General features: G+C 63.6%; 18 protein-coding genes. 10 read left to right on the forward strand and 8 right to left on the reverse strand.

Going from position 1 to position 20,289, the window contains the following annotated elements:
• Nucleotides 1-341 precede the first annotated feature (341 nt).
• Together proC and Q0K00_RS07500 are read left to right on the forward strand one after the other, a co-directional pair.
• Nucleotides 342-1,154 (forward strand): pyrroline-5-carboxylate reductase, encoded by an 813-nt coding sequence (proC, locus tag Q0K00_RS07495; protein WP_297228344.1) that lies wholly within the window; start codon nucleotides 342-344, stop codon nucleotides 1,152-1,154.
• Between the two features lie 216 nt (nucleotides 1,155-1,370).
• Entirely contained in the window at nucleotides 1,371-1,751 is a 381-nt protein-coding gene (locus Q0K00_RS07500) for a CrcB family protein (RefSeq protein WP_297228345.1), read from the forward strand.
• Nucleotides 1,752-2,234: 483 nt separating this feature from the next.
• On the opposite strand, the gene hydF is transcribed toward Q0K00_RS07500, so the two are convergent.
• From hydF to Q0K00_RS07520, 4 genes are read right to left on the reverse strand one after another with little or no spacing between them, the layout of a single operon-like run.
• Nucleotides 2,235-3,515 (reverse strand): [FeFe] hydrogenase H-cluster maturation GTPase HydF, encoded by a 1,281-nt coding sequence (hydF, locus tag Q0K00_RS07505; RefSeq protein ID WP_297228346.1) that lies wholly within the window; start codon nucleotides 3,513-3,515, stop codon nucleotides 2,235-2,237.
• Nucleotides 3,508-4,539 (reverse strand): [FeFe] hydrogenase H-cluster radical SAM maturase HydE, encoded by a 1,032-nt coding sequence (gene hydE / locus Q0K00_RS07510; RefSeq protein WP_366937613.1) that lies wholly within the window; start codon nucleotides 4,537-4,539, stop codon nucleotides 3,508-3,510. Before hydE ends, hydF begins: the two co-directional genes overlap by 8 nt.
• A 21-nt stretch (nucleotides 4,540-4,560) precedes the next feature.
• A complete protein-coding gene (locus Q0K00_RS07515; RefSeq protein WP_297228347.1) occupies nucleotides 4,561-6,015 on the reverse strand; it encodes a monomeric [FeFe] hydrogenase in 1,455 nt (484 codons plus the stop codon).
• A gap of 59 nt (nucleotides 6,016-6,074) precedes the next feature.
• Entirely contained in the window at nucleotides 6,075-6,836 is a 762-nt protein-coding gene (locus Q0K00_RS07520) for an SPOR domain-containing protein (protein ID WP_297228348.1), read from the reverse strand.
• 245 nt (nucleotides 6,837-7,081) lie between these two features.
• Between Q0K00_RS07520 and speA the strand changes: the two genes are divergently transcribed.
• Both speA and Q0K00_RS11840 read left to right on the forward strand, forming a co-directional pair.
• Nucleotides 7,082-8,998: a biosynthetic arginine decarboxylase gene (gene speA, locus Q0K00_RS07525; protein WP_297228349.1), complete on the forward strand. Its 1,917-nt coding sequence runs from the start codon at nucleotides 7,082-7,084 to the stop codon at nucleotides 8,996-8,998.
• A gap of 743 nt (nucleotides 8,999-9,741) precedes the next feature.
• Nucleotides 9,742-9,951, forward strand: coding sequence for an integrase core domain-containing protein (locus Q0K00_RS11840; RefSeq protein ID WP_366937614.1), 210 nt, complete (start codon nucleotides 9,742-9,744; stop codon nucleotides 9,949-9,951).
• Nucleotides 9,952-10,115: 164 nt separating this feature from the next.
• On the opposite strand, the gene Q0K00_RS07530 is transcribed toward Q0K00_RS11840, so the two are convergent.
• The 3 genes from Q0K00_RS07530 to Q0K00_RS07540 all read right to left on the reverse strand — a co-directional run bounded on the left by Q0K00_RS07530 (nucleotide 10,116) and on the right by Q0K00_RS07540 (nucleotide 13,211).
• A complete protein-coding gene (locus tag Q0K00_RS07530; protein WP_297228350.1) occupies nucleotides 10,116-10,463 on the reverse strand; it encodes an SMR family transporter in 348 nt (115 codons plus the stop codon).
• Between the two features lie 422 nt (nucleotides 10,464-10,885).
• The gene (gene eno, locus Q0K00_RS07535) at nucleotides 10,886-12,181 is read right to left on the reverse strand and encodes a phosphopyruvate hydratase (RefSeq protein ID WP_297228351.1); all 1,296 of its coding nucleotides are present in this window, start codon (nucleotides 12,179-12,181) and stop codon (nucleotides 10,886-10,888) included.
• A 241-nt stretch (nucleotides 12,182-12,422) separates the two neighbouring features.
• Nucleotides 12,423-13,211 carry a type III pantothenate kinase gene (locus Q0K00_RS07540; protein WP_297228352.1) on the reverse strand — a complete coding sequence of 263 codons (789 nt, stop codon included), beginning with the start codon at nucleotides 13,209-13,211 and terminating at the stop codon, nucleotides 12,423-12,425.
• Nucleotides 13,212-13,401: 190 nt separating this feature from the next.
• On the opposite strand from Q0K00_RS07540, the gene Q0K00_RS07545 reads away from it, so the two are divergent.
• The gene (locus Q0K00_RS07545; protein WP_297228353.1) at nucleotides 13,402-14,238 is read left to right on the forward strand and encodes a sulfotransferase family 2 domain-containing protein; all 837 of its coding nucleotides are present in this window, start codon (nucleotides 13,402-13,404) and stop codon (nucleotides 14,236-14,238) included.
• 33 nt (nucleotides 14,239-14,271) lie between these two features.
• A complete protein-coding gene (locus tag Q0K00_RS07550) occupies nucleotides 14,272-14,667 on the forward strand; it encodes a hypothetical protein (protein ID WP_297228354.1) in 396 nt (131 codons plus the stop codon).
• Nucleotides 14,668-14,830: 163 nt separating this feature from the next.
• On the opposite strand, the gene Q0K00_RS07555 is transcribed toward Q0K00_RS07550, so the two are convergent.
• The gene (locus Q0K00_RS07555) at nucleotides 14,831-15,763 is read right to left on the reverse strand and encodes a TIGR01212 family radical SAM protein (protein ID WP_297228355.1); all 933 of its coding nucleotides are present in this window, start codon (nucleotides 15,761-15,763) and stop codon (nucleotides 14,831-14,833) included.
• Nucleotides 15,764-15,993: 230 nt separating this feature from the next.
• Here Q0K00_RS07555 and Q0K00_RS07560 point away from each other — a divergent pair, with 230 nt between their 5' ends.
• The 4 genes from Q0K00_RS07560 to mrdA form a co-directional block, all read left to right on the forward strand.
• Nucleotides 15,994-17,034, forward strand: coding sequence for a rod shape-determining protein (locus Q0K00_RS07560; protein ID WP_297228356.1), 1,041 nt, complete (start codon nucleotides 15,994-15,996; stop codon nucleotides 17,032-17,034).
• Nucleotides 17,035-17,296: 262 nt separating this feature from the next.
• Nucleotides 17,297-18,154: a rod shape-determining protein MreC gene (gene mreC / locus Q0K00_RS07565; protein WP_297228357.1), complete on the forward strand. Its 858-nt coding sequence runs from the start codon at nucleotides 17,297-17,299 to the stop codon at nucleotides 18,152-18,154.
• A gap of 2 nt (nucleotides 18,155-18,156) precedes the next feature.
• Nucleotides 18,157-18,621, forward strand: a complete 465-nt coding sequence (locus tag Q0K00_RS07570) for a hypothetical protein (protein WP_297228358.1) — start codon at nucleotides 18,157-18,159, stop codon at nucleotides 18,619-18,621.
• A gap of 31 nt (nucleotides 18,622-18,652) precedes the next feature.
• Nucleotides 18,653-20,289, forward strand: a 1,637-nt coding sequence (gene mrdA, locus Q0K00_RS07575; protein ID WP_297228360.1) for a penicillin-binding protein 2, incomplete at its 3' end; no start/stop codon positions are given.

Genomic DNA, 20,289 nt, shown 5'->3' on the forward strand with positions numbered 1-20,289 from the left:
GCTGTTCACCCTTTTCCTCGCTCGCTTGTTGGTTTGTCTGGTAACTTCCAACTTACCGAATGAGGAAAGGGTGAACACCTATTGGAACACAACACCTAGCATAGGCACATTTAGTAGCAGGTCCTTATAGGTTAGAACAAACCACCCACTTGCGAGCAGTTTTGATTTATGCGCATCCGCCGCCACGCCCGTCCAACGTGCGTACGGCAGGGCAGGCTCTGGACTTTCCGGCGTCGAGAGCGTAGCAGGGGTGAGGAGAAAAGCTCCCATGCGCGTCGTGCGAAGGGGAGTGCCGGTCGTCGTTCTTGGGGCGGCCAGGGGAGAAATCAGGAGGAACCACCATGAACAAGCGCACCATCGCCTGCATCGGTTGCGGCAATATGGGCGGGGCCATGCTGGGCGGCTGGCTTTCCGTGGCCGGACAGCGGGGCTATCGCGTGCTCGCCATGACGCGCACGCCCGCGCGGGCAGCGGCCCTCGCGGCACGGGGGCTCGAGCTGTGCGAAACGGCGGAAGAAGCCGCGCGGCAAGCGGATATCCTTGTCCTTGCCGTCAAGCCCTATCAGGTGGAGGACGTGCTGGCGCGTGTGGCTCCGGCGCTCGGGCCCGAAACGATCCTGGTCTCCGTGGCGGCTGGGGTGAGCGTGGAGCGTCTGCGCACGGCCTGCGGCGGGCGCTGCCCTGTGGTGCGTTGTATGCCCAATACGCCCGCGCTGGTGGGCAAGGGGGTATTTGCGCTCTGCTTTGACGACCCGTCCCTGAAGCCGGATGCCCGGGAGCGGGTACAGCGGCTTTTTGCGGATCTGGGCGTTTGCGTGGAATTGCCCGAAGGTCGCATGACGGCCTTTTCCGCCCTTGTGGGCGCGGGTCCGGCCTATGTCTTCCAGATGATGCAGGGCCTGGTGCAGGCGGGGGTGACGCAGGGCTTTTCCTGGGCGCAATCGCGCGAGCTGGTGGCGGCACTGTTTGAAGGGTGTGCCTGCATGGCCCGTCAGGAGACGACGCCCCTCATGGAGATGCGGGACAACGTCTGCTCTCCTGCGGGACTGACCATCGCGGGCGTCAACGTGCTGGACCGGGCGGGGCTCTCCGGTCTGCTGGTGGATGCTGTCTTGACCGCCGAACAGCGCGGCCGTGAGATGGAAACGAAATAGCGCGCCTTGCCTTTGCAAAAGTCATGACGCGAGGCGGCGGCACTGCTTCGCCCGGCCAAAACCAGGCGGAAAGGCAGCGTTTTCCGCAAACGACAGTCCGTATGGCGTGAAGCGCGAAGCGTTTCAAACTGAAAATGCTCTAAATACGCCGCCGGGGCGTTTTTCCGTCGAAAGGGATGGCGAGGATGTTCCGGCAGCGCCCACAGGGGAGGCGGTATGGCGACCTTATGGCATATGGGCCTGCTGGCGCTGGCGGGCGCGCTGGGCACGCTGGCCCGTTACGGCGCATCGGAACTGGCCAACCGTCTGGCAGGCGGCCAGTATCCGCTGGGGACGTTCACGGTCAACGTGCTGGGCTCCTTCCTCTTCGGCTTCATCTGGCATCTGGCGGCCGTGCGTCTGCTCATCCCCGACCATGTGCGTATCATCCTGCTGGTGGGTTTCATGGGCTCATTCACGACCTTTTCGTCCCTGATGTTCGATTCTTTCGCACTGGGGCAGACGCGCCTTGTGCTGCTGTTCTTCAACATCGGGGCGCAGGTGGTGCTGGGGCTCGGAGCGCTGTTGCTGGGCATGACGCTCGCCCGGCAGCTTTGATGCGCATTTAGAGCGATTCCACATTGAAAATGTGGATCGCTCTGGTAGTCGCGAGAGCGACTACCAGCAACCGAACACACGGAAAAACCACGCTTTTTCCGTAGTGTGAGGGCAGCGTCAGCATTGAGATTGGACACAATTTCAATGCGAATCCGCTCTAGTTCCCGCCGTCTCTCTGTCGCACGACGCATCGCAAGAGGAACGGTCCCCGGCCTGATGGCAGGCCTTGCCTGTCGATGCGTTCGCTCCGGGCGTGCCGTCGTGAAAGAAGCCGTCCTTGCGCGGGGTATCGTCGTTACCGTCCAGCGGGTCCCTCAGACCGAGGGCGCGCAGGTTGGGGCGTCAGCCGCAGCCGTTGCCCGCCGCGCCGTTGCCGATGAGGCGCGACAGGCCAAAGCCCAGCAGGCCGCAGATCAACAGGACAAACAGGATATCCATACAGGCCTCCCTCAAGGGGCGGCAGGGCCGCCCTCGTATATTGCGTCAATCATGACTTTCCCGGACGTTCTGGTCAAGGCATGTTTCCTTGTACGCGGCGAGAGCTTCCGGAAACGGGGACAACACCCGTTCCAGCACGCCCTGCGCCAGGGAAATGGCCATGCCGTAATTGGTCATGGGTAGATGGGCGCGCTGGGCCGTGACCAGACGGCGAGTCATCTGGCGACGGCTGAGGGTGCAGCCGCCGCAGTGCACCACGGCGCGAGGCCGGGGGGCGGCGGCATAATCCTGCCAATGGCGCCCGGCCAGCAGGCGGCAGCCCAGTTCGCCGCCCGCCAGACGGGCCAGCAGGCGCGGGATCTTGACCCGGCCGATGTCGTCAGCCTGCGGATGATGCGAGCAGGCTTCCTGGATGAGGACCGTGTCGCCTGGACACAAACTGTGGAGCGCCGCCGCGCCGCGCGCCAGCAAGGGCAGATCGCCCTTGAGGCGGGCCATGAGCACGGAAAAGGTGGTGAGCGGCACGTCCTGCGGCACTGCGGCGGCAACGGCGGCAATGACTTGCGAATCGCAGACGATGAGCTGCGGCGGTTCGCGCAGGCTGTCCAGCGCCGTGCCGAGGGCCTTGTCCGTGACCACCAGACAGAGCGCGTCCCCGTCCAGCGCATCGCGGATGGCCTGCACCTGCGGCATGATGAGGCGTCCCTTGGGCGCGCTGCCGTCTTGCGGACAGACGAGGATCAGTCGTCCCTGCGGCGGCAGCAGATCGCGCAGCAGGGGAGGTTCTTCCTCCTGCGGCCGCAGGCGCACCAGCAGTTCCCGCACGCCGTCGAGCGCGTCGGCGGGCGTAACCGCTCCGTCCAGCCGACAGACCGTCAGCGGGACGGACGCGGGCATGGCGAAGGCCTCCGGCCCCAGCTGCCGGGCGGCCTGTTCCGCTGCCGCATCCCGGCAGTTGCAGACGATGCCGAACGGCACCTCCGCTTCCTTCAGCAGGGCGGCCAGCTCACGTTCCGGCGCTCCCCAGAGCTGGTTTTCCAGTACGATGAGGGCCACGTCCACTTCCTCAAGCGTACGCAGGCTGCGGGCCACGCGCCGCGCTCCCAGTTCCCCCACATCGTCGAGTCCCGGGGTGTCCAGCAGGACCACTGGCCCCAGCGGGGCCAGCTCCATCACTTTTTCCACCGGGTCCGTGGTCGTGCCGGGCACCGGGGAGACCAGGGCCGCATCCTGTCCGCAAAGGGCGTTGCACAGACTGGATTTCCCGGCATTGCGGCGGCCGAAGAGGCCGATGTGCAGCCGTTGGGGGCGACGGGCATCAGACATGGGCGGGATCTCCTGCCGGAGGGGCGGCGGGCAGGCTGTGCCGCAGCCCCGCGGCGGTTATGGCGTGGCGGGCGGCCTCCAGGCTCACCTGCGCCTTGTTGTCGTAAATGCGATAGGCCGAACGGCAGGCGGGCGGCGTGAAGGAGGGCATGAGCACATTGGCCCCGGCCAGCAGCCCCTGTCGTTGTCCGTCCGCGGGAGAAAGGCTCGCCAGCGCCGTGGTGGCGGGCAGGTGCGCCGTGGGCAGCGCCAGCCGCAGGACGGCCAGTACCCGCAGGGTCAGCGGCACGTCGCCGCGAGGAGCCTGCGAAAGGGGCGTGTCCGCCTGCGGGATGAAGGGGCCTACGCCGCACATGGCTACCCCCAGCCGCCGCACCAGCAGGATGTCGTCAGCCAGCGAGGTGGGACGCTGCCCCGGCACGCCCACCAGAAAGCCCGATCCGACCTCGTAGCCCAGTTCCGCCAGCCATTCCAGCGCCCGCAGACGCTCCGTCAGCCGATGTCCGGGATGCAGGCGGGCATAGAGGGCCGCATCCGCCGTTTCATGCCGCAGCAGGAAACGGTCCGCACCGGCCTCCCGCCAGCAGGCATAATGCTCGCGCGGCACTTCGCCCACACTGAGCGTCACGGCAAGCCCCAGTTCGGCCTTGATCCGCCGGACGATACCGGCCAGCCAGTGCGGCGGGCGTTCCCATTCGCCGGATTGCAGGACGATGGTATCCACTCCGGCGGCGGCCGCCTGCCGGGACGCGGTTAGGATCTGTCCCTCTGTCAGGCAGTAGCGCCGGAGGTGACGATTGGCGCGTTGCAGGCCGCAGTAGCGGCAGTTGCGGCGGCAGAGATTGGAGAATTCCAGCAGGCCGCGCACAAAGACGTGCCGTCCCACGGCGGCACGGCGTTGCTGTTGCGCCGCCGCCCGCAGTTCGGGCCAGGGCATACGGAAAAGCAGTTCGAGGATCTGGCGGCGGTCCATGACGCGGGGGGAGGCTGACAGGGAAGCGGAAAGCGGGAGGCCGCCCGGCAAGGACGACCTCCCGGCGGGATATCAGCCGCGCGGAGCGCTGTCCGGCGAGGACTGGGCAAAGCGGTCCACCAGACGGGCAGCCTTGTCCGCTTCGGCCAGGACTCCCGCACCGCCCACGCAGCCGCCCACGCAGGTCATGACCTCGATGAGGTTGCCGGGGCAACTGCCGTCGATGTAGGACTGCATCTTGCGCAGGGCCTGCAGGGAAAGGCCGTTGATGAAGATGGGGCGCACGTCTTCCCGTTCGCTCACCACCTTCTTGACCGCCGCCGCCACGCCGCCGGAGATGGCGTAGCCGCGTCCGGCCCCGCTGGCATTGCCCAGTTCGGCCTCGGCGCATTCTTCCACCACGATGCCCTTGGCGTCCAGCAGCGCGCCCACTTCCTCGAAGGTCAGCACGAAGTCCACCAGAGGATCGTTGAGGCCCTCCGTCCGTTTGGCGACGCACGGGCCGAGGAAGACGTTGATGGTGTCGGGGTGCGCCTGACGCGAGAGCTCCGCCGTATAGTGCATGGGCGTGCGCGTCTCGGACACGAAGGGGAGCAGGTTGGGCGCGTGACGGCGGACAGCCTCCACATAGGCCGGGCAGCAGGACGTGGTCATGAACTTGTCGCCGCGCGCCATGCGCTCCACGAATTCCTCAGCTTCCCGCTGGCTGGTGACATCCGCGCCCGAAGCCACTTCCATGACTTCGTCAAAGCCCAATTCCTTGAGCGCGGTGATGATGCGCGGTAGCCCGCCCTTGAACTGGCCGACCATGGCCGGGGCCACCAGCGCCGTCACATGGGCCTCACTCCGCAGGGCCAGCAGCACTTCCAGCACTTCGCTGCGCTCCATGACCGCGCCGAAGGGGCAGGCCCGCATACAGCGACCGCAGCTCGTGCATTTGTCGAAGTCGATCTCCGCGCGGCCTTCGGGGCCCTTGTGGATGGCCTGTACCGGACAGGCGGCCTCGCAGGGGACGTTCAGGCGCACGATGGCCTGATAAGGGCAATGCTCATGGCATTGTCCGCAGTTGCGGCACTTGTTGGCGTCGATATAGGAACGTCCCTGCGCGAAGGAGATGGCCCCGAAACGACAGCTCCCGGCGCAGGAGCGCGCCACGCAGCCCTGACAGGCGTCGCTGACGAAATAACGGGCCTTCATGCAGCCGTGGCAGGCGATGTCGCAGACGGTCAGGATGGGCCAGTTGGGCGTCTGGTCGGCAAGGGCCTGCTCGGCAAGGTCGCGCAGGGGCACGCTGTCGTCCGTCTGATCTTCCAGACGAAAGCCCAGCGCCGCGATGATGCGTTCACGCAGGATGGCCCTGTCTTTGTAGATGCAGCAGCGGGTCTGCTCATTGCCGTTGCGCGGCCTCATGACGTAGGGGATGTTGTCGATGCTCTCGACCAGACGATCTTCCCAGAATGCCCGGGCGATGTGCCCGATGACGCCGAGTCGCAGGGCACAGACCATATTCTTGTTTTGCAGGGTCATGTTTTCTCCTGAAAAAAGAGGGTCAACGGAAGAGTTCCTTCACGCGGGGACGGCAACGATCAGCGCAGGACCGGTTTTCGGCTCCGCAGCATGGGTTTGCCGAGGCGCAATTCTTCCATGATGCGCGGGATCTCCGCCGCGCGTTCATCCGTGCCGCGCAGCAGGACCAGAACAAGATACAGTTTGCCGCTGCGCTCCATACGGGTGCGCAGCCCTCTGCCTTCCAGCCGCTGGCGCAGGTCGTCCACCGAAGCCTCGTCCCGGAAGGCCCCCACCTGAAAAACATAGTCATGCATGGTGGCGGGCGTGGGCGGCGGGGCCTGCTGCCCTTCGGGCACGGCGGCCTGCATACCCGGCGGCATGGGCGGCGTCTGGGGCGCGCCGGGAGCCGCCGCCTGCCCCGTAGCGGGTTGCGCCGGTACGGCGGGCGGCAGCGGCGGACTGGCCAGCTCCACCGACTCGCCGGGCGCGGCACGCAGTACCCGGGAAAAGCGCAGCTCCTCGGCGGAGAGGATACCTTCCGGCTCGCCGTCCGTTAACGCGGTCCCCTCGTCAGGGGCCTGCGTCCCGGCATCGGCGCTTTCCGTGCCGCTCTCGTCATCGGGGCGCACGTTTTGGGGGGCGTCGCTGCTGTCGGTGCTCATGGGCGTGCTGCTCTCCCACTGGCTGCGACCGAACATGACGCCGACCAGATAGGAAGAAGATATGGCGACCAGCGCCAGAAAAAGCACGGCCAGCATGGAAGGCAGCGTCAGCGGGATGCCGGGGCGCGTGCTTTCCTCCTTGCCGGGCGTTTTTTTCTGGCGGAGGGGATTGGACATGAAAGCTCCTTGGGCCGGGTTCACTCTGTTTTCCGTCGTAAGACATAACCTGACGGGTCATGAAGGTAAAGAGAGGCGCTCCGGGCCCGCCGGACGGGGCCGGCGGCGGCATTGACTTTGCAACGCTTCAACGTACAATGCGCCCACTTGGCGCGCGCCTTGCGCATCCCCGTTGGAGCGGATGGCAGGGCGCGTCTTGTTTGCCGCGGCCCATGTCGAACATCCAGCCTCACGGAGGAAGCAGAGTGGCGAAAAACCGTGCCTTGCAGCAGTGGCGTGTGGAAGATTCCATCGAACTTTACGGCATCCGCAACTGGGGGGCCGGTTATTTCAACGTGGCCGACAACGGGGATGTGGTCATCTGCCCACAGGGACCCAAGGGGCCGCAGATCCCCATCACGGAGATCATCGCCGGTTTGCACGAGCGCGGTTATGACATGCCCGTCCTCCTGCGCGTGGAAAATATCCTGGATGCGCGCATCAGCAATATCCACGATTCGTTCCGCAAGGCCATCAAGAACCTGGGCTACAAGGGGCAGTACCGCGGCGTCTTCCCCATCAAGGTCAATCAGCAGCAGCAGGTGGTGGAAAAGATCGCCCAGTTCGGAGCCAACTATCACCACGGTCTGGAAGTGGGTTCCAAGGCCGAGCTCATCGCCGCCGTGTCCCTCATGCGCGACACGGAAGCCTGCCTGATCTGCAACGGCTACAAGGATGAAGAGTTTTTCGACCTCGGCCTGCAGGCTCAGCGGCTGGGCTTCAACGTCCATTTCGTCATGGAGATGCCCGGTGAGCTGGACCTGCTGCTGGAACGCAGCAAGGCGCTGGGCGTCCGGCCCAATATCGGCGTGCGGGCCAAGCTGGCCGTCAAGGCCGGAGGCCACTGGACCGATTCCGGCGGCGAACGTTCGACCTTCGGTCTCGGCGCTTCGCAGATCGTGGATATCGTGGACAAGCTCAAGGCGCAGGGTATGCTCGACTGCTTCCGGCTGCTGCATTACCACCTCGGCTCGCAGCTCTCCAACATCCGCGATATCCGGCGCGGCGTCATGGAAGGGGCCCGGCTCTATGTGGGCCTTGTGCAGGAAGGCGCGCCCATGGGCTACCTCGATCTGGGCGGCGGTCTGGCCGTGGACTATGACGGCTCGCACACCAACTACATCTCTTCCCGCAACTATACGCTGGACGAATACAGCACCGACGTCGTGGAAGCCATCATGAGCATCCTGGATGAGCAGGATATCCCGCATCCGCACATCATCACGGAGTCCGGACGCGCTACCGTGGCCTACTATTCCGTCCTGCTCTTCAATATCCTGGACGTGAGCGCCGTGGAAGAGGTGCAGCTGCCCGAGACGCTGGGCGAAGAAACGCCCGAACCGGTACGCAACCTGCGCGAGGTGCTTTCCGGCATCACCCTGCGCAACCTTCAGGAATGCTACAACGACGCCATTTATTACCGGGACGAGATGCGGCAGCTCTTTTCCGCCGGACGGGTGAACCTGCGGCAGCGCACGCTCTCCGAGCGCTTCTTCTGGGCCATCATGCTGCGCATCGCTGAGGAAAAGCGCCGCCTCAAGACCGTGCCCCGCGATCTGCAGGACATCGACGCCAGTCTGGCGGACATCTATTACGGCAATTTCAGCGTGTTCCAGTCCCTGCCGGACTCCTGGGCCATAGATCAGCTCTTCCCCATCATGCCCATCCACCGGCTGAACGAGTTCCCCTCGCGTCAGGGCATCATCTCGGACATCACCTGCGACTCCGACGGCCGCATCGATCACTTCATCGATCCGCAGGGCCTCAAACATACCCTCGATCTGCACCCCTTGCGCGACGGCGAGGAATACTACCTCGGCGCTTTCCTCGTGGGGGCCTATCAGGAAACGCTGGGCGACCTGCATAACCTCATGGGCGATACCAACGTCGTCTCCATCCGCTGCGCCGACGACGGCAGCTACGAATACGTCCGCGAGATCCGCGGCGACTCCGTGGCCGATATCCTGAGCTACGTGGAATACGATCCCCGCCGCATCCTCGATGAGCTGCGCAGCACGGCCGAACGCGCCGTGCGCGAAAAGCGCATCTCCCCCAGCGACCGCTACGCCATCCTCCAATGCTTCGAGGACGGCCTGCGCGGCTATACCTATTTTGAAAGATAAAGGGTTTCGTGAGGGGGAAGGGGCCTTTGGGGTACAGATTGTCAAACGAAAGTTGGCACAAAGAATATCAGGTATTCCCTTATTTTTCATAGTTGTCTTGTTACTGAACTTTTTGCGCGGGCGGTGGCTTATGAGGGCCTCGCCCGCGCTATCTCTTGCTCCCGCAGCTCCAGAAGTTTCAGGCGGGGGGAAGTTGACGGAGCAGTCTATTCGTCTGCTCACTGAATCTAGGTTCCCCAGAGCGATTCGCATGATAAAAATAGTTTGCAGTTCAGAGATGCTTGTCTATCAGCTTGTAGTTGAAGAATTTTTTTCTGGTCATCGATGATGGTTTTGAAATCTTGTTGCACATGAGAAATCGGCCGTTCAATAGGCCAATCAAGAATAATTATTGAGAAACTAGTGCTGTATTAAGCTATGAGAGAGTCGATTTTTTGCTCAATATCAGTAAAGATATTGTCATTCTGTCGCTTTTTGCATATTGTTTTGTGTTTAAATATAAATAGCAGTATTTTTTTAGCTTGTGAAATTTACAAGGAAACGGTGTTGCCACTGGAAAGCGGGGGGCCCGGCAAGTCTGCCGTAGACGTCCAAGCTGGGTATATTACAATTGGGGGTGATGACGTTTTGCGCGTGGCTCATACGGCGATCCTCCCGGACGAGACGGTGTTATCGGCCGTGGAACCCCTCTGGTTAGCTCTTGCCTAGTATACGGCGCGCGGAATGAAGATCGAGCGAGTCCTTTGGATAATGGGACCTGCTACGCATCCCGCAAATTTCGTGAAGCATGTCGCGAGTTCGGTATCCAGCATAAGAGGACCCGCCCGTACCGACCACAAACCAATGTCAAGGTAGAACGATTTAGCCAGACGGCATTGAAAGAGTGGGCGTACGCGCAAACTACTCCCACTCACGGAAAAGGACAGCCTACTTGTCTGGACGTATCACTATAACTTCGTGCGTCTCCACTCGGCTCTTGGGAGAAAACCTCCAGCTTCATGCCTGGGCAGAGTGTGAACAACATGTTGACTCTCTACATCTAGTCCACGGGCATGTTGTCTTTCCGTCCGAGCGAGCGGGACGCGTGTCGCAAAAACGAAGAGAAAAAACGTCGTAGTCAGGCGTGGTGCGCCGTGTGGGAAAACAACTGGATGACCAGCACACCGGCGATGATCAGTCCCATGCCGACAAGGGCGGGGACATCCATTTTCTGTCCGAACCAGAGATAGCCCATGAGCGTCACGAGGATGATGCCCAGCGCGCACCAGATGGCGTAAGCGATGCCCACCGGCAGATAGCGGAGCACCTGGGCGAGGCAGGTGAAGGAGACACAGTAGCCCGCGATGCTGCCCAGCGTCGGCCAAAGGCGACTGAGCTGCTGGGAGGCGTTGAGGCAGGAGGTGGCGAAAGTCTCGGCGGTGATGGCCACGGCCAGCAGGCCGTAGGCGATGAGGGGGGCACCCATGGCGGCTCCTTTGGACGGAGGGAAAAGCTTCGCTGGCGGCCGGGGAAGCTGATCGGAAACACGGTGCGGAGAAAGCCCGGCACGAACGGTAACGAAAGAGGAAAGGCCTGGCGCTAGCCCGTATGGGACAACCTCCATCGCCTTCCCCGTCGGGGACGGTTGACCGTGTCCCCTGTGAAGATTCCTCGCGCTCTGGACGCGCGCGTGCGGAGAAAAATCGTCGTACGGGGGAGGGCGCGCGGGATCCGTCCACGCGCCCCCACCCGTTGTGATCGTCTGGAGCGTTCTCAGTTTGAAACGTTTTGCGTTTCAAACTTACGGCCTGTCGCTTCGCGGAAAAAAATGCGCTTCTTCCGCTTGGTTGAGGCCGGGCGGCGTTATGACGCCGCCTCGCGTCATGCCTTTTGCAAGGGCAAAACGTTCTAGCCCTGCTCGATGGCGTAGTATTCGGCCAGCATGGGGCCGAAGAATTCCGCGCCGTCGCCCAGTTCCTCTTCGATGCGGAGCAGCTGGTTGTATTTGGCCATGCGTTCGGAGCGGCAGAGCGAACCGGTCTTGATCTGACCGGCATTGACGCCCACGGCGAGGTCAGCGATGAAGCTGTCCTCGGTCTCGCCGGAACGGTGGGAGATGACCGTGGTGTACGCGGCTTCCTTGGCCATTTCGATGGTATCCAGCGTTTCAGTGACCGTGCCGATTTGATTGAGCTTGATGAGGATGGAGTTGGCCACGCCCTCAGCGATGCCCTCGGCCAGGATGGCCGGATTGGTCACGAAAACGTCGTCGCCCACCAGCTGGATGCGGTCACCGAGGCTGCCGGTGAGCATGGTCCAGCCGTCCCAGTCGCCTTCGGCCATGCCGTCTTCGATGGAGATGAGCGGGTACTTGCGGGTGAACTCTTCCAGCCACTGGGCCATTTCGGCATTGTTGAGGCTCAGGTTCTCGCCCTTGAGGACGTATTTGCCGTCCTTGTAGAATTCGGACGCGGCCGCGTCGATGGCCAGGGCCACTTCGCTGCCGGGATTGTAGCCCGCTTCCTCGATGGCCTTGATGAGGTAGGAGAAGGCTTCGTCATGGTTCTTGAAGTTGGGGGCAAAACCGCCTTCATCGCCCACGCCGGTGGAGTGTCCGTCCTTTTCCAGGATCTTCTTGAGCACATGGAAGATCTCCGCACCCATGCGCAGGGCGTCCCGGAAGCTCTGGGCACGCAGGGGCATGATCATGAATTCCTGGATGTCCAGATTGTTGGAAGCGTGCGCGCCGCCGTTGATGACGTTCATCATGGGCGCGGGCAGCACCTTGGCGTTGACGCCGCCCAGATATTTGTAGAGGGGCAGACCGAGGTATTCGGCAGCCACGCGGGCGCAGGCCATGGACACGCCGAGCATGGCGTTGGCGCCGAGGCGGCTCTTGTTGTCCGTGCCGTCCAGATCGATGAGGGTGTTGTCGATCTGCACCTGATGCAGCACGTCAAGGCCGAGCAGGGCATCAGCGATCTCGCCGTTGACGTTCTCCACGGCCTTGGTGACGCCCTTGCCGCCAAAGCGTTCCTTGTCGCCGTCGCGCATTTCGAGGGCTTCGCGGCTGCCGGTGGAAGCGCCGGAAGGCACGGCCGCCCGGGCGCTGTGGCCGGATTCGAGTGTGACTTCAACTTCCACAGTGGGATTGCCGCGCGAATCGAGGATCTCGCGACCGTAGACAGAGGCGATGCTGCTCATGGCTGCTCCTAGTGTTGGGCTCTCCCGGAGGAGGGCGGGTATGGCAAAAAGCCGTCGCGCGCCCATGCGCTGCGTGCGGCAAAAAACGGCGCTCCCTGGAGCATTTTCAGTCTGGAACACTTCGCATTCCAAACCATATGGCCTGCCGTTTCGCGGAAAAAAACGCGGTGTTCCGCTCATTGCTGGCCGGGCGGCGCTGTGCCGTTGCCTCGCGTCATGCCCTTTTCAAGGGCAAAACGTCCTACGCGGGACGGCATTCATAAAATAGACGGCGCAACCCTTCCAGCAGCAGGGAGGGCAGCACCTCGTCAAAAACCGGGCTCAGACGGGCGATGGACTGGGCAAAGCCGCCCGTGGCCAGGATGCGCGTCGTACCCGGGAGCTGGGGACGCAGGCGGGCCACAAGACCTTCCACCATGCCCACGAAACCGAAGACCAGGCCGTGCTGGATACTGGTGACCGTATCCCGTCCCACGGCGGGCACCAGAGCGTCCACTTCGAGGTCCACGCGCGTGAGCTGGGCGGCATGACGCGCCAGCGCGGCCAGCGCCGTCTTGGGGCCGGGAAAGATGAGGCCGCCTTCGTAGACATCCCGGGCGATACAGTCGAAGGTGACGGCGGTCCCGAAATCCACGACCATGAGCGACTCCGGTCCGGGATAGAGACGACGGGCCGCATACGCGCCCACCAGTCTGTCCGCCCCGACCTGCTCCGGACGCGCGTAGCGGTTCTCCAGCGGCAGGGGCACATCGGCGGGCACGAAAAAGACGGGCCGCCGGACATAGCGGGTCAGGGCCTCGCGCAGGATGGGGGTGAAGTCCGGCACCACGGAGGACACCATGCAGGCGCGCACGCTGGCCATGTCCAGACCGGCATGGCCGCAGAGGGCCAGCAGGCTCAGGCCCAGGCTGTCGGCGGTCTGTTCGGCATCGGTGCGCAGAGAATAGGTCGTCAGCACACGTTCCGCATCGGCCAGACCTATCTTGGTGGACGTGTTGCCGATGTCGAAAAGCAGAAGTTCCGCCCGCATTGCCGCTCCTTGCCGGACGTGGAAAAAGGCGCTGCCGCCGGGGGCCGTCCTCCGGAACCCATCCTCGCGCCGTTTGCCGCGGCAGTATGCCAGACTGCCCGCCGACACGCAAGCGCCGCCCTTGCCTGCCGCGGGTGACCCATGTAACATGGTCCGCCGGGATCGGAGATACGGTCCGCAAGGAGGAGTCATGCCGCCCATGCTGTTTTTTCTGCACATGCCGCGTACGGGCGGCACGACGCTCAATACCGTGCTCAAGGCCAATTTCGCGCCGGAGGAGATCCTGAGCATCTACCAGCGCGAGGACTACGAACGTTGCCGGGAGCTTGAACCCGCGCAGCTGGACGGCATCCGGCTCGTCATCGGCCACCTCATGCCCCAGTCCGTGGAGCCGCCGCGCTTCTATGACCGGGAGGTACGCATCTTCACCCTGCTGCGCGAACCGGTGGCGCGCATCATCTCCGAGTACCGCTTCCAGAAGAGCTGGCCGTCCAATCATTTGTATGCCCGCCTCAACGACGAGCAGATCAGCTTTCGAGACTACCTCACCAGCCGGGAAAAGGGCTTGCGCTATCGTGGACGCAACTTCATGACGCATACCCTGGCCCATTGCTTCCGTGAGGACATGCCGGGGGACGAGCTTCTGGATATGGCCCGGCACAATCTGGAGCATCTGTTCTTTTTCGGGGTGCAGGATCATTTTGACGCCTCCCTGCTCATGCTGGCCGACCGCATCGGTCTGGAGGAGATCTTCTACGAGAAGCAGAACATGCTCAATCCTTCGGGCTTTGCTCCCATCAGCGCGGAGGACAGGGAGCTTGCCGCCCAGTGCAATGCGCTGGACAGCGCCCTCTATGACTGGGCGCTGCGGCGCTTCGAGGAGCGCATGGCCGCCGCCGGACCGGCCTTTGCCGCGCGTCTCAAGACCTTTCAAGCCGTCAATGCCCGTTTTCACAAGGTCTGCCGCCTCATCAACCAGAAACTGGAACTGGAAGAGCGCGGCGCCATCATCAATCCCAAACGCTGATCCGCGATCGGCACAGACAAACAAGGAGCCTCCATGAATACGCAGGAATTGCTGGACATCATGCAGCGGCACAATATCCAGGGCGAAGCCGACAAGGACGGGGACATCCACTTCACTCACGAAGACATCTCCATGACCCTGCTGCACGATGACGACGACCCGGACTACATCTCTCTGGGCGCGGGCTTCGAGGATATCGACGAGGAGCTGCACGACGCCTGCTATGCGCTGGCCGCCGCCATCTCTCAGGCCTACAAGGTCGGCAAGGTCATCGTGTTCGACGATGAAGAAGGTTTTGCCCTGCGTTTTTCGGTGGAAGCGCTGGTCTCGCCGGAGACCTTCGAGCGCGATCTGCCCCGCTATCTGGATATCGTGACGGAGATGATCGCGGACTTTTTCGACGCGGCCTCGGGCGAGCAGGAAGATTAAGGCCTGTCGGCACGAATTTTAGAACCTATTGCTCTGGATAAGGTGTAGTGACCATACGCGTTCCGCCCCCATCTCCGGGGGCGGGCTTGTTTCGGGCCCCTGCCTCTCCCCAAAAAACAACGCATAGTCTCAACAGCTCCTGCTCGGTCCGCCAGCCGGGGCCTCAGCCCCCGTACCATGCGGGGCGGGCGTCGGGCACGTCGGCCCGGCAGCCCTGCCAGAGGCCGCGGGCGGCCAGTGCCCGCCGGATATCGGTGATGATGCCCCGTTTCTCGGCGGCCCAGGCCGGGGCCAGCAGTTCGCCCGGAGCCGGGTCGGCCTGGAGGCGGTGCAGGACGATGCGCGAGGGGATGCGGGGCAGGGCGGCGCAGACCATATCCACATATTCATCCCGGGCCAGCGGGCGATAGTCCCCGGCGGCGTACTGGGCGGCCAGCGCCGTGCCGTGCGGCACATAGACATTATGCAGTTTGAGGCCCGCTATGGGCAGGGCCAGCGCCCAGTCCAGCGAAGTGAGGAAATCCTGTTCGTCCTCTCCCGGCAGGCCGGCCATGAGATGCAGGCAGACCTGGAGCCCGGCCGCTGCCGCCTGCCTGACGGCCGTTGCCACACATGCGGCGTCATGCCCGCGGTTGAGGCGGGCCAGCGTGGCGTCCGAGGCGCTTTGCAGGCCGATCTCCAGCCAGATCTCCGGCAGCCCGCAACCGGCCAGCAGGGCCAGTTTTTCCGCATCCAGACAATCGGCCCGCGTGCCTACGGCTATGCCCATGCACCCCGGCAGGCGTGCCACCTCGTCGAGCAGACGGCGCAAACGGGACGCCGGGCCGTAAGTATTGGAATAGGCCTGCAAGTAGGCCATGAACAGCCGGTCGCTGTCCGTGGCGACATATTTGGCCTGCCAGCGCGCCCACTGTTCGGCCAGGGGGAGAGCGCCGAGACCTGAACCTGAACCGACCGCATTGCAGAAGGTGCAGCCCGCGCGGGAGAGCGTGCCGTCCCGGTTGGGACAGGAGGCGCGAGCGTCCAGTGGAATTTTTTGCACCCGGCTGCCGTAGCGGCGGCGGAACCATGTTGCCAAAGTATGCCAGAGAAGCATGTATTTCGCCTTTTTGGCGGGTTTCGCAGGTATGCGGAAGGTAGGGAAAATTTTTGTACCGACCTTTCCAAAGCTTGACTTGCGACCGGATTTAGTCGAACAAAAGCGGCTGAACCTCCGCGTATGGCGCGGGCGACTGCTGTTTCCCCTTCTTGTCCCATACGGCCTGTTGCCGTTTTTCAGGCAGCCGAAACCATACGCATACCTGCAAAGCGAGGCAAGCTTCATCCATGTCCAAGATTCTGGATTTCGCTCTGGGGATTTTCTCCAATGACCTGGCCATTGACCTCGGTACGGCCAATACCTGTGTCTATGTGAAGGGACAGGGCATCGTGCTGCGCGAGCCGTCGGTGGTGGCTGTAAAAAACGATTCGCGCGGCAACAAGGTCGTGCTCGCCGTGGGGCAGGACGCCAAGCGTATGCTGGGCCGCACCCCCGGCAATATCGAGGCCATCCGTCCCATGAAGGATGGCGTCATCGCGGATTTTGAAGTGACGGAAGCCATGCTGCGCCACTTCATCGCCAAGGTCCACAATTCCCGCCGTCTTGTGCGCCCGCGCATCATGATCTGCGTGCCTACCGGCATCACCCAGGTGGAGAAGCGTGCGGTGAAGGAATCCGCCCAGTCCGCCGGTGCGCGGGAAGTCTACCTCATCGAAGAGCCTATGGCCGCGGCCATCGGCGCGGATCTCCCCATCCAGGAGCCGACCTCCAACATGGTGGTGGACATCGGCGGCGGCACCACGGAAGTGGCGGTCATCTCGCTGGCGGGCATCGTCTATTCCCGCTCCGTGCGCGTGGGCGGAGACAAGATGGATGAAGCCATCATGACCCACGTCAAGCGCAAGTACAACATGCTCATCGGTGAATCCTCGGCCGAAGAGATCAAGATCAAGATCGCTTCCGCCTACCCGCTGGATCCCGAACAGCAGCTCGAGGTCAAGGGGCGCGATCTGGTGACGGGCATCCCGCAGAACATCATCATCACGTCCGAGGAAGTGCGCAAGGCCATCTCCGAGCAGGTGGACAGCATCGTGCAGGCGGTGCGCATCGCGCTGGAACAGACGCCTCCGGAACTGGCCGCCGACATCGTGGACCGCGGCATCGTGCTGACCGGGGGCGGCGCGCTGCTCAAGGGGCTCGACCAGCTCCTGCGCGAGGAGACCTCCCTGCCCATCACGGTGGTGGATGACCCGCTCTCCACTGTGGTGGTGGGGACCGGCAAGGCTCTGGACAACCTGAGCGTGCTCAAGGAAGTGTGCATCGACTAACCGGCAAGACAGGGCGACTGCCCGTACGCATATCCCGACGCGCGGACAGGCGGCAAGCCGTGGTCCTGCGTGGGGATGCCCTGCCCGGCTGATCCTTTTTTGCGGATGCCAGTGCCCTCCGTGCGACCGGTAACGGATACGCCGGAGGGTCTTGCGTCACGAAAAGGGGGAGACGCGGCAGGAAGGGGGTACGTCCGCCGCCCGCCGTACAACGGAACAGCCTGTGACCTTTCGCCGACTCCTTCTCATCGCGGGAACGCTGTTGATCCTGTTTCTGGGCATGTTCACCTGGAATCAGCGCACGCGCGCTCTGGACGATTTTGCCGGGATGCTGGGGCTGGAAGTCACGGGCACGGTGCTTTCCTTCGTCCATGCTGTGGAGAGCGGCATCAGCGAGACGTGGGATCACTATTTCGATCTGGTCGGCGTACGCGAGGAGAACCAGCGGCTCAAGGCCCGTCTGGAGGAGCTGGAGGCCCGCATGATGGCCGCCGGCGAGGATCTGGCCGAGCTGCGCCGCCTGCGCAAGCTGCTGGAGCTGCCCGTGGACGAGGCTTGGAAGCCCGTGGGCGCGCGGGTGCTGGCCGGGCGCATGGGCCCCAACGGCCTGCTGGACAGCATCACCATCAACCGGGGCTACAGCACCGGAGGGCGTCCGGGGACGCCGGTGGTGACCCAGCTCGGTCTGGTGGGCCGGGTGCTGCGCGCCAGTCCGCATTCAGCGACGGTGCTCCTGCTGACCGACCCCGGCAGCCGCATCGCCGTGTTTTCGCAGGAAGGCCGCGTCTCCGGCATCCTGTCCGGGCAGGGCGTGCACCAGCATCTCGAGGTGCGTTTCGCCCAGCTCGGCACGCCGGTCAGTCCGGGCGAGGTGCTGGTCACCTCCGGGCTGGACGGCAAGTATCCCAAGGGCATCCCCGTGGCCCGCGTCATCAGCGCCGAGCCTTCCAACTACAATCAGTTCCTGACCATCAAGGCGCAGCCGCTGGTGGATCTGCGCAATCTTGAGGAAGTGCTCCTGCTGGAATCCACGGGCATCGTCCGCCCCAACCTGCCCAGCGGGCCGCCACCGGAGTTCGTGGGGCCGCCGTTGCCCGCCACGGCCCAACCGCTGCCATGAACATGCTGCGTCATGTATGCTGGTGGGCGGTCTTCATCGTGGCCGGCATCGCCCTGCAATCCGTCGTGCCGGGGCTGGACGCCTTCGCCGTGGGCCTCATCCTGCTGCTGGAAGACCGGGACTACCGCAACCTGGCCTGGCTCCTGCCGGTGTTCATCATCCTGCAGGAGGGCATGGGCACCGGGTTGTTCGGCAGCAGCGTGGTCTGGTATACGGCTCTCGTGCTGCTCTACAAGCTGGGGCGCTGGCTGTTCGAGGTGAACAATTTTTTCTTTGTCCTCCTGCTCTCCACATGGTTCGGCGCCGCCTATTTCGGCATTGCCTGGCTGATGGCGCCCCTGCAGGACGTTCCCGGTTTCGATGCGCAGGGGACCTTGGACAAGAGTCTCATTCAGGCGCTCTATGTGCCCGTGGCCTGGTGGCTGCTGGCCGGTCTGCGCCGCTGGGTATTGCCGCGTGAAGCATAATCGTCCCGCCGATCCCTCCCTCAGTCCTTCGCTGCAGCAGCCGGAAAAGTCCCGGCGTCCCCGCTGGTTCGGGCCGCAGCAGGTGGACAATGAAGGATACCAGCCGCCCCGCACCGGGGCCCTGCTGTTGCAGGGGCTGGTGGCCATCTTTTTTTTCGTCTTCGTTTCCCGCTTCTGGTATCTCCAGATGCACAGAGGGGAGGAGTTCTCGCGTCAGGCCCAGGCCAACCGTCTGCGTGAGGAACGCATCTTCGCCCCCCGCGGGCGCATCCTGGACGACAGCGGCAAGGTGTTGGCCGACAACCGTACGGCCTGCGGCCTGGCGCTCATCCGGGAGGACTGCAACGACATCCCGGCGACGCTGGCCCAGATCAGCCAGTGGACCGGCATCCCGCTGGAGCAGGTCTGGGAGAAATATCAGGTCGACCGTTTCAAGGTGAAGTCCTTCGAGCCGTTGCTCATGGTCACGGACATGGATTTCGAGCTGGTGGCCCGCATCGAGGCCGAGCTCATCGACTGGCCGGGACTGGAGATCTCCGTGCACAGCAAGCGCAGCTATCCAGAGAAGGATCTTTTTGCCCATGTGCTTGGTTATGTGGCCGAAGCCAATGAAAAAGAGATGGAAAAGGATCCTGACCTGGCCATGGGCGATCTGGTGGGCAAGCAGGGGCTGGAATACAAGCTGGAGCAGCGTCTGCGCGGCCGCAAGGGCCTGTACGGCGTGGAGGTGGACGCACACGGGCGTATGCTGGGCAAGACCCTGCGCGAGGAGCCCCGCAGCGGCGAGGAGATCAGCCTCTCCCTCGACCGGGACCTGCAGGAGACCGCCTGGAACGCCCTGTCCGGCGAAGCGGGCTGCGTGGTGGTCATGGAGCCGGATACGGGCAAGCTGCGGGCGCTGGTGACCTCACCGGCCTATGACAACAATCTTTTTGCCGCGGGCATCTCCAAACGCGACTGGGACGCTCTGCGCACCAGCAACCGCTTCCCGCTGCAAAATCGCGTCATCCAGAGCGTCTATCCGCCGGGCTCGGTCTGGAAGCTGCTCATGGGCGTCTTTTTTCTGGAAAACGGCATCAGCCGTTATGAGACCGTCTTCTGTCCCGGTCAGGTCAAGCTGGGCAATCAGATCTTCCGTTGCTGGCGTCGCGGCGGTCACGGCAGCATGAACCTGGAGTCCGCCCTCATCAACTCCTGCGACGTCTATTTCTACATCATGGCCGAGCGGCTGGGCATAGACAAGCTGGAAGCTTTCGCCAAGGCCAGCGGTTTCGGCTCGCCCACGGGGATCGACCTGCCGCACGAGCGTTCCGGCCTCGTGCCCTCCCGCGAGTGGAAACGCCGACGCTTCAAGGCTCCCTGGGTCCGCGGCGAGACGTACAACGTCTCCATCGGACAGGGGTACACGCTGGTGACGCCGGTGCAGATGGCCGTGTACGTCTCGGCGCTGCTCAACGGCGGCAACCTGCTCAAGCCCCAGCTGCTCAACGACGCGCCGCGCGAGGTGCGCGGACGCATCCCCGGCAGGCTGGAGACCCTGCGCTTCATCGTGGAGTCCATGCGCAAGACCGCCAATGGCGGCACGGCCCGCGTGGTGGGCCGCAAGGACGCCGACATGGGCGGCAAGACCGGGACGGCGCAGGTGGTCAAGCTCAAGATGAGCGGCGA

Origin of the sequence: uncultured Desulfovibrio sp., from assembly GCF_944327235.1 — a bacterium.
Classification (GTDB): Bacteria; Desulfobacterota; Desulfovibrionia; order Desulfovibrionales; family Desulfovibrionaceae; genus Desulfovibrio.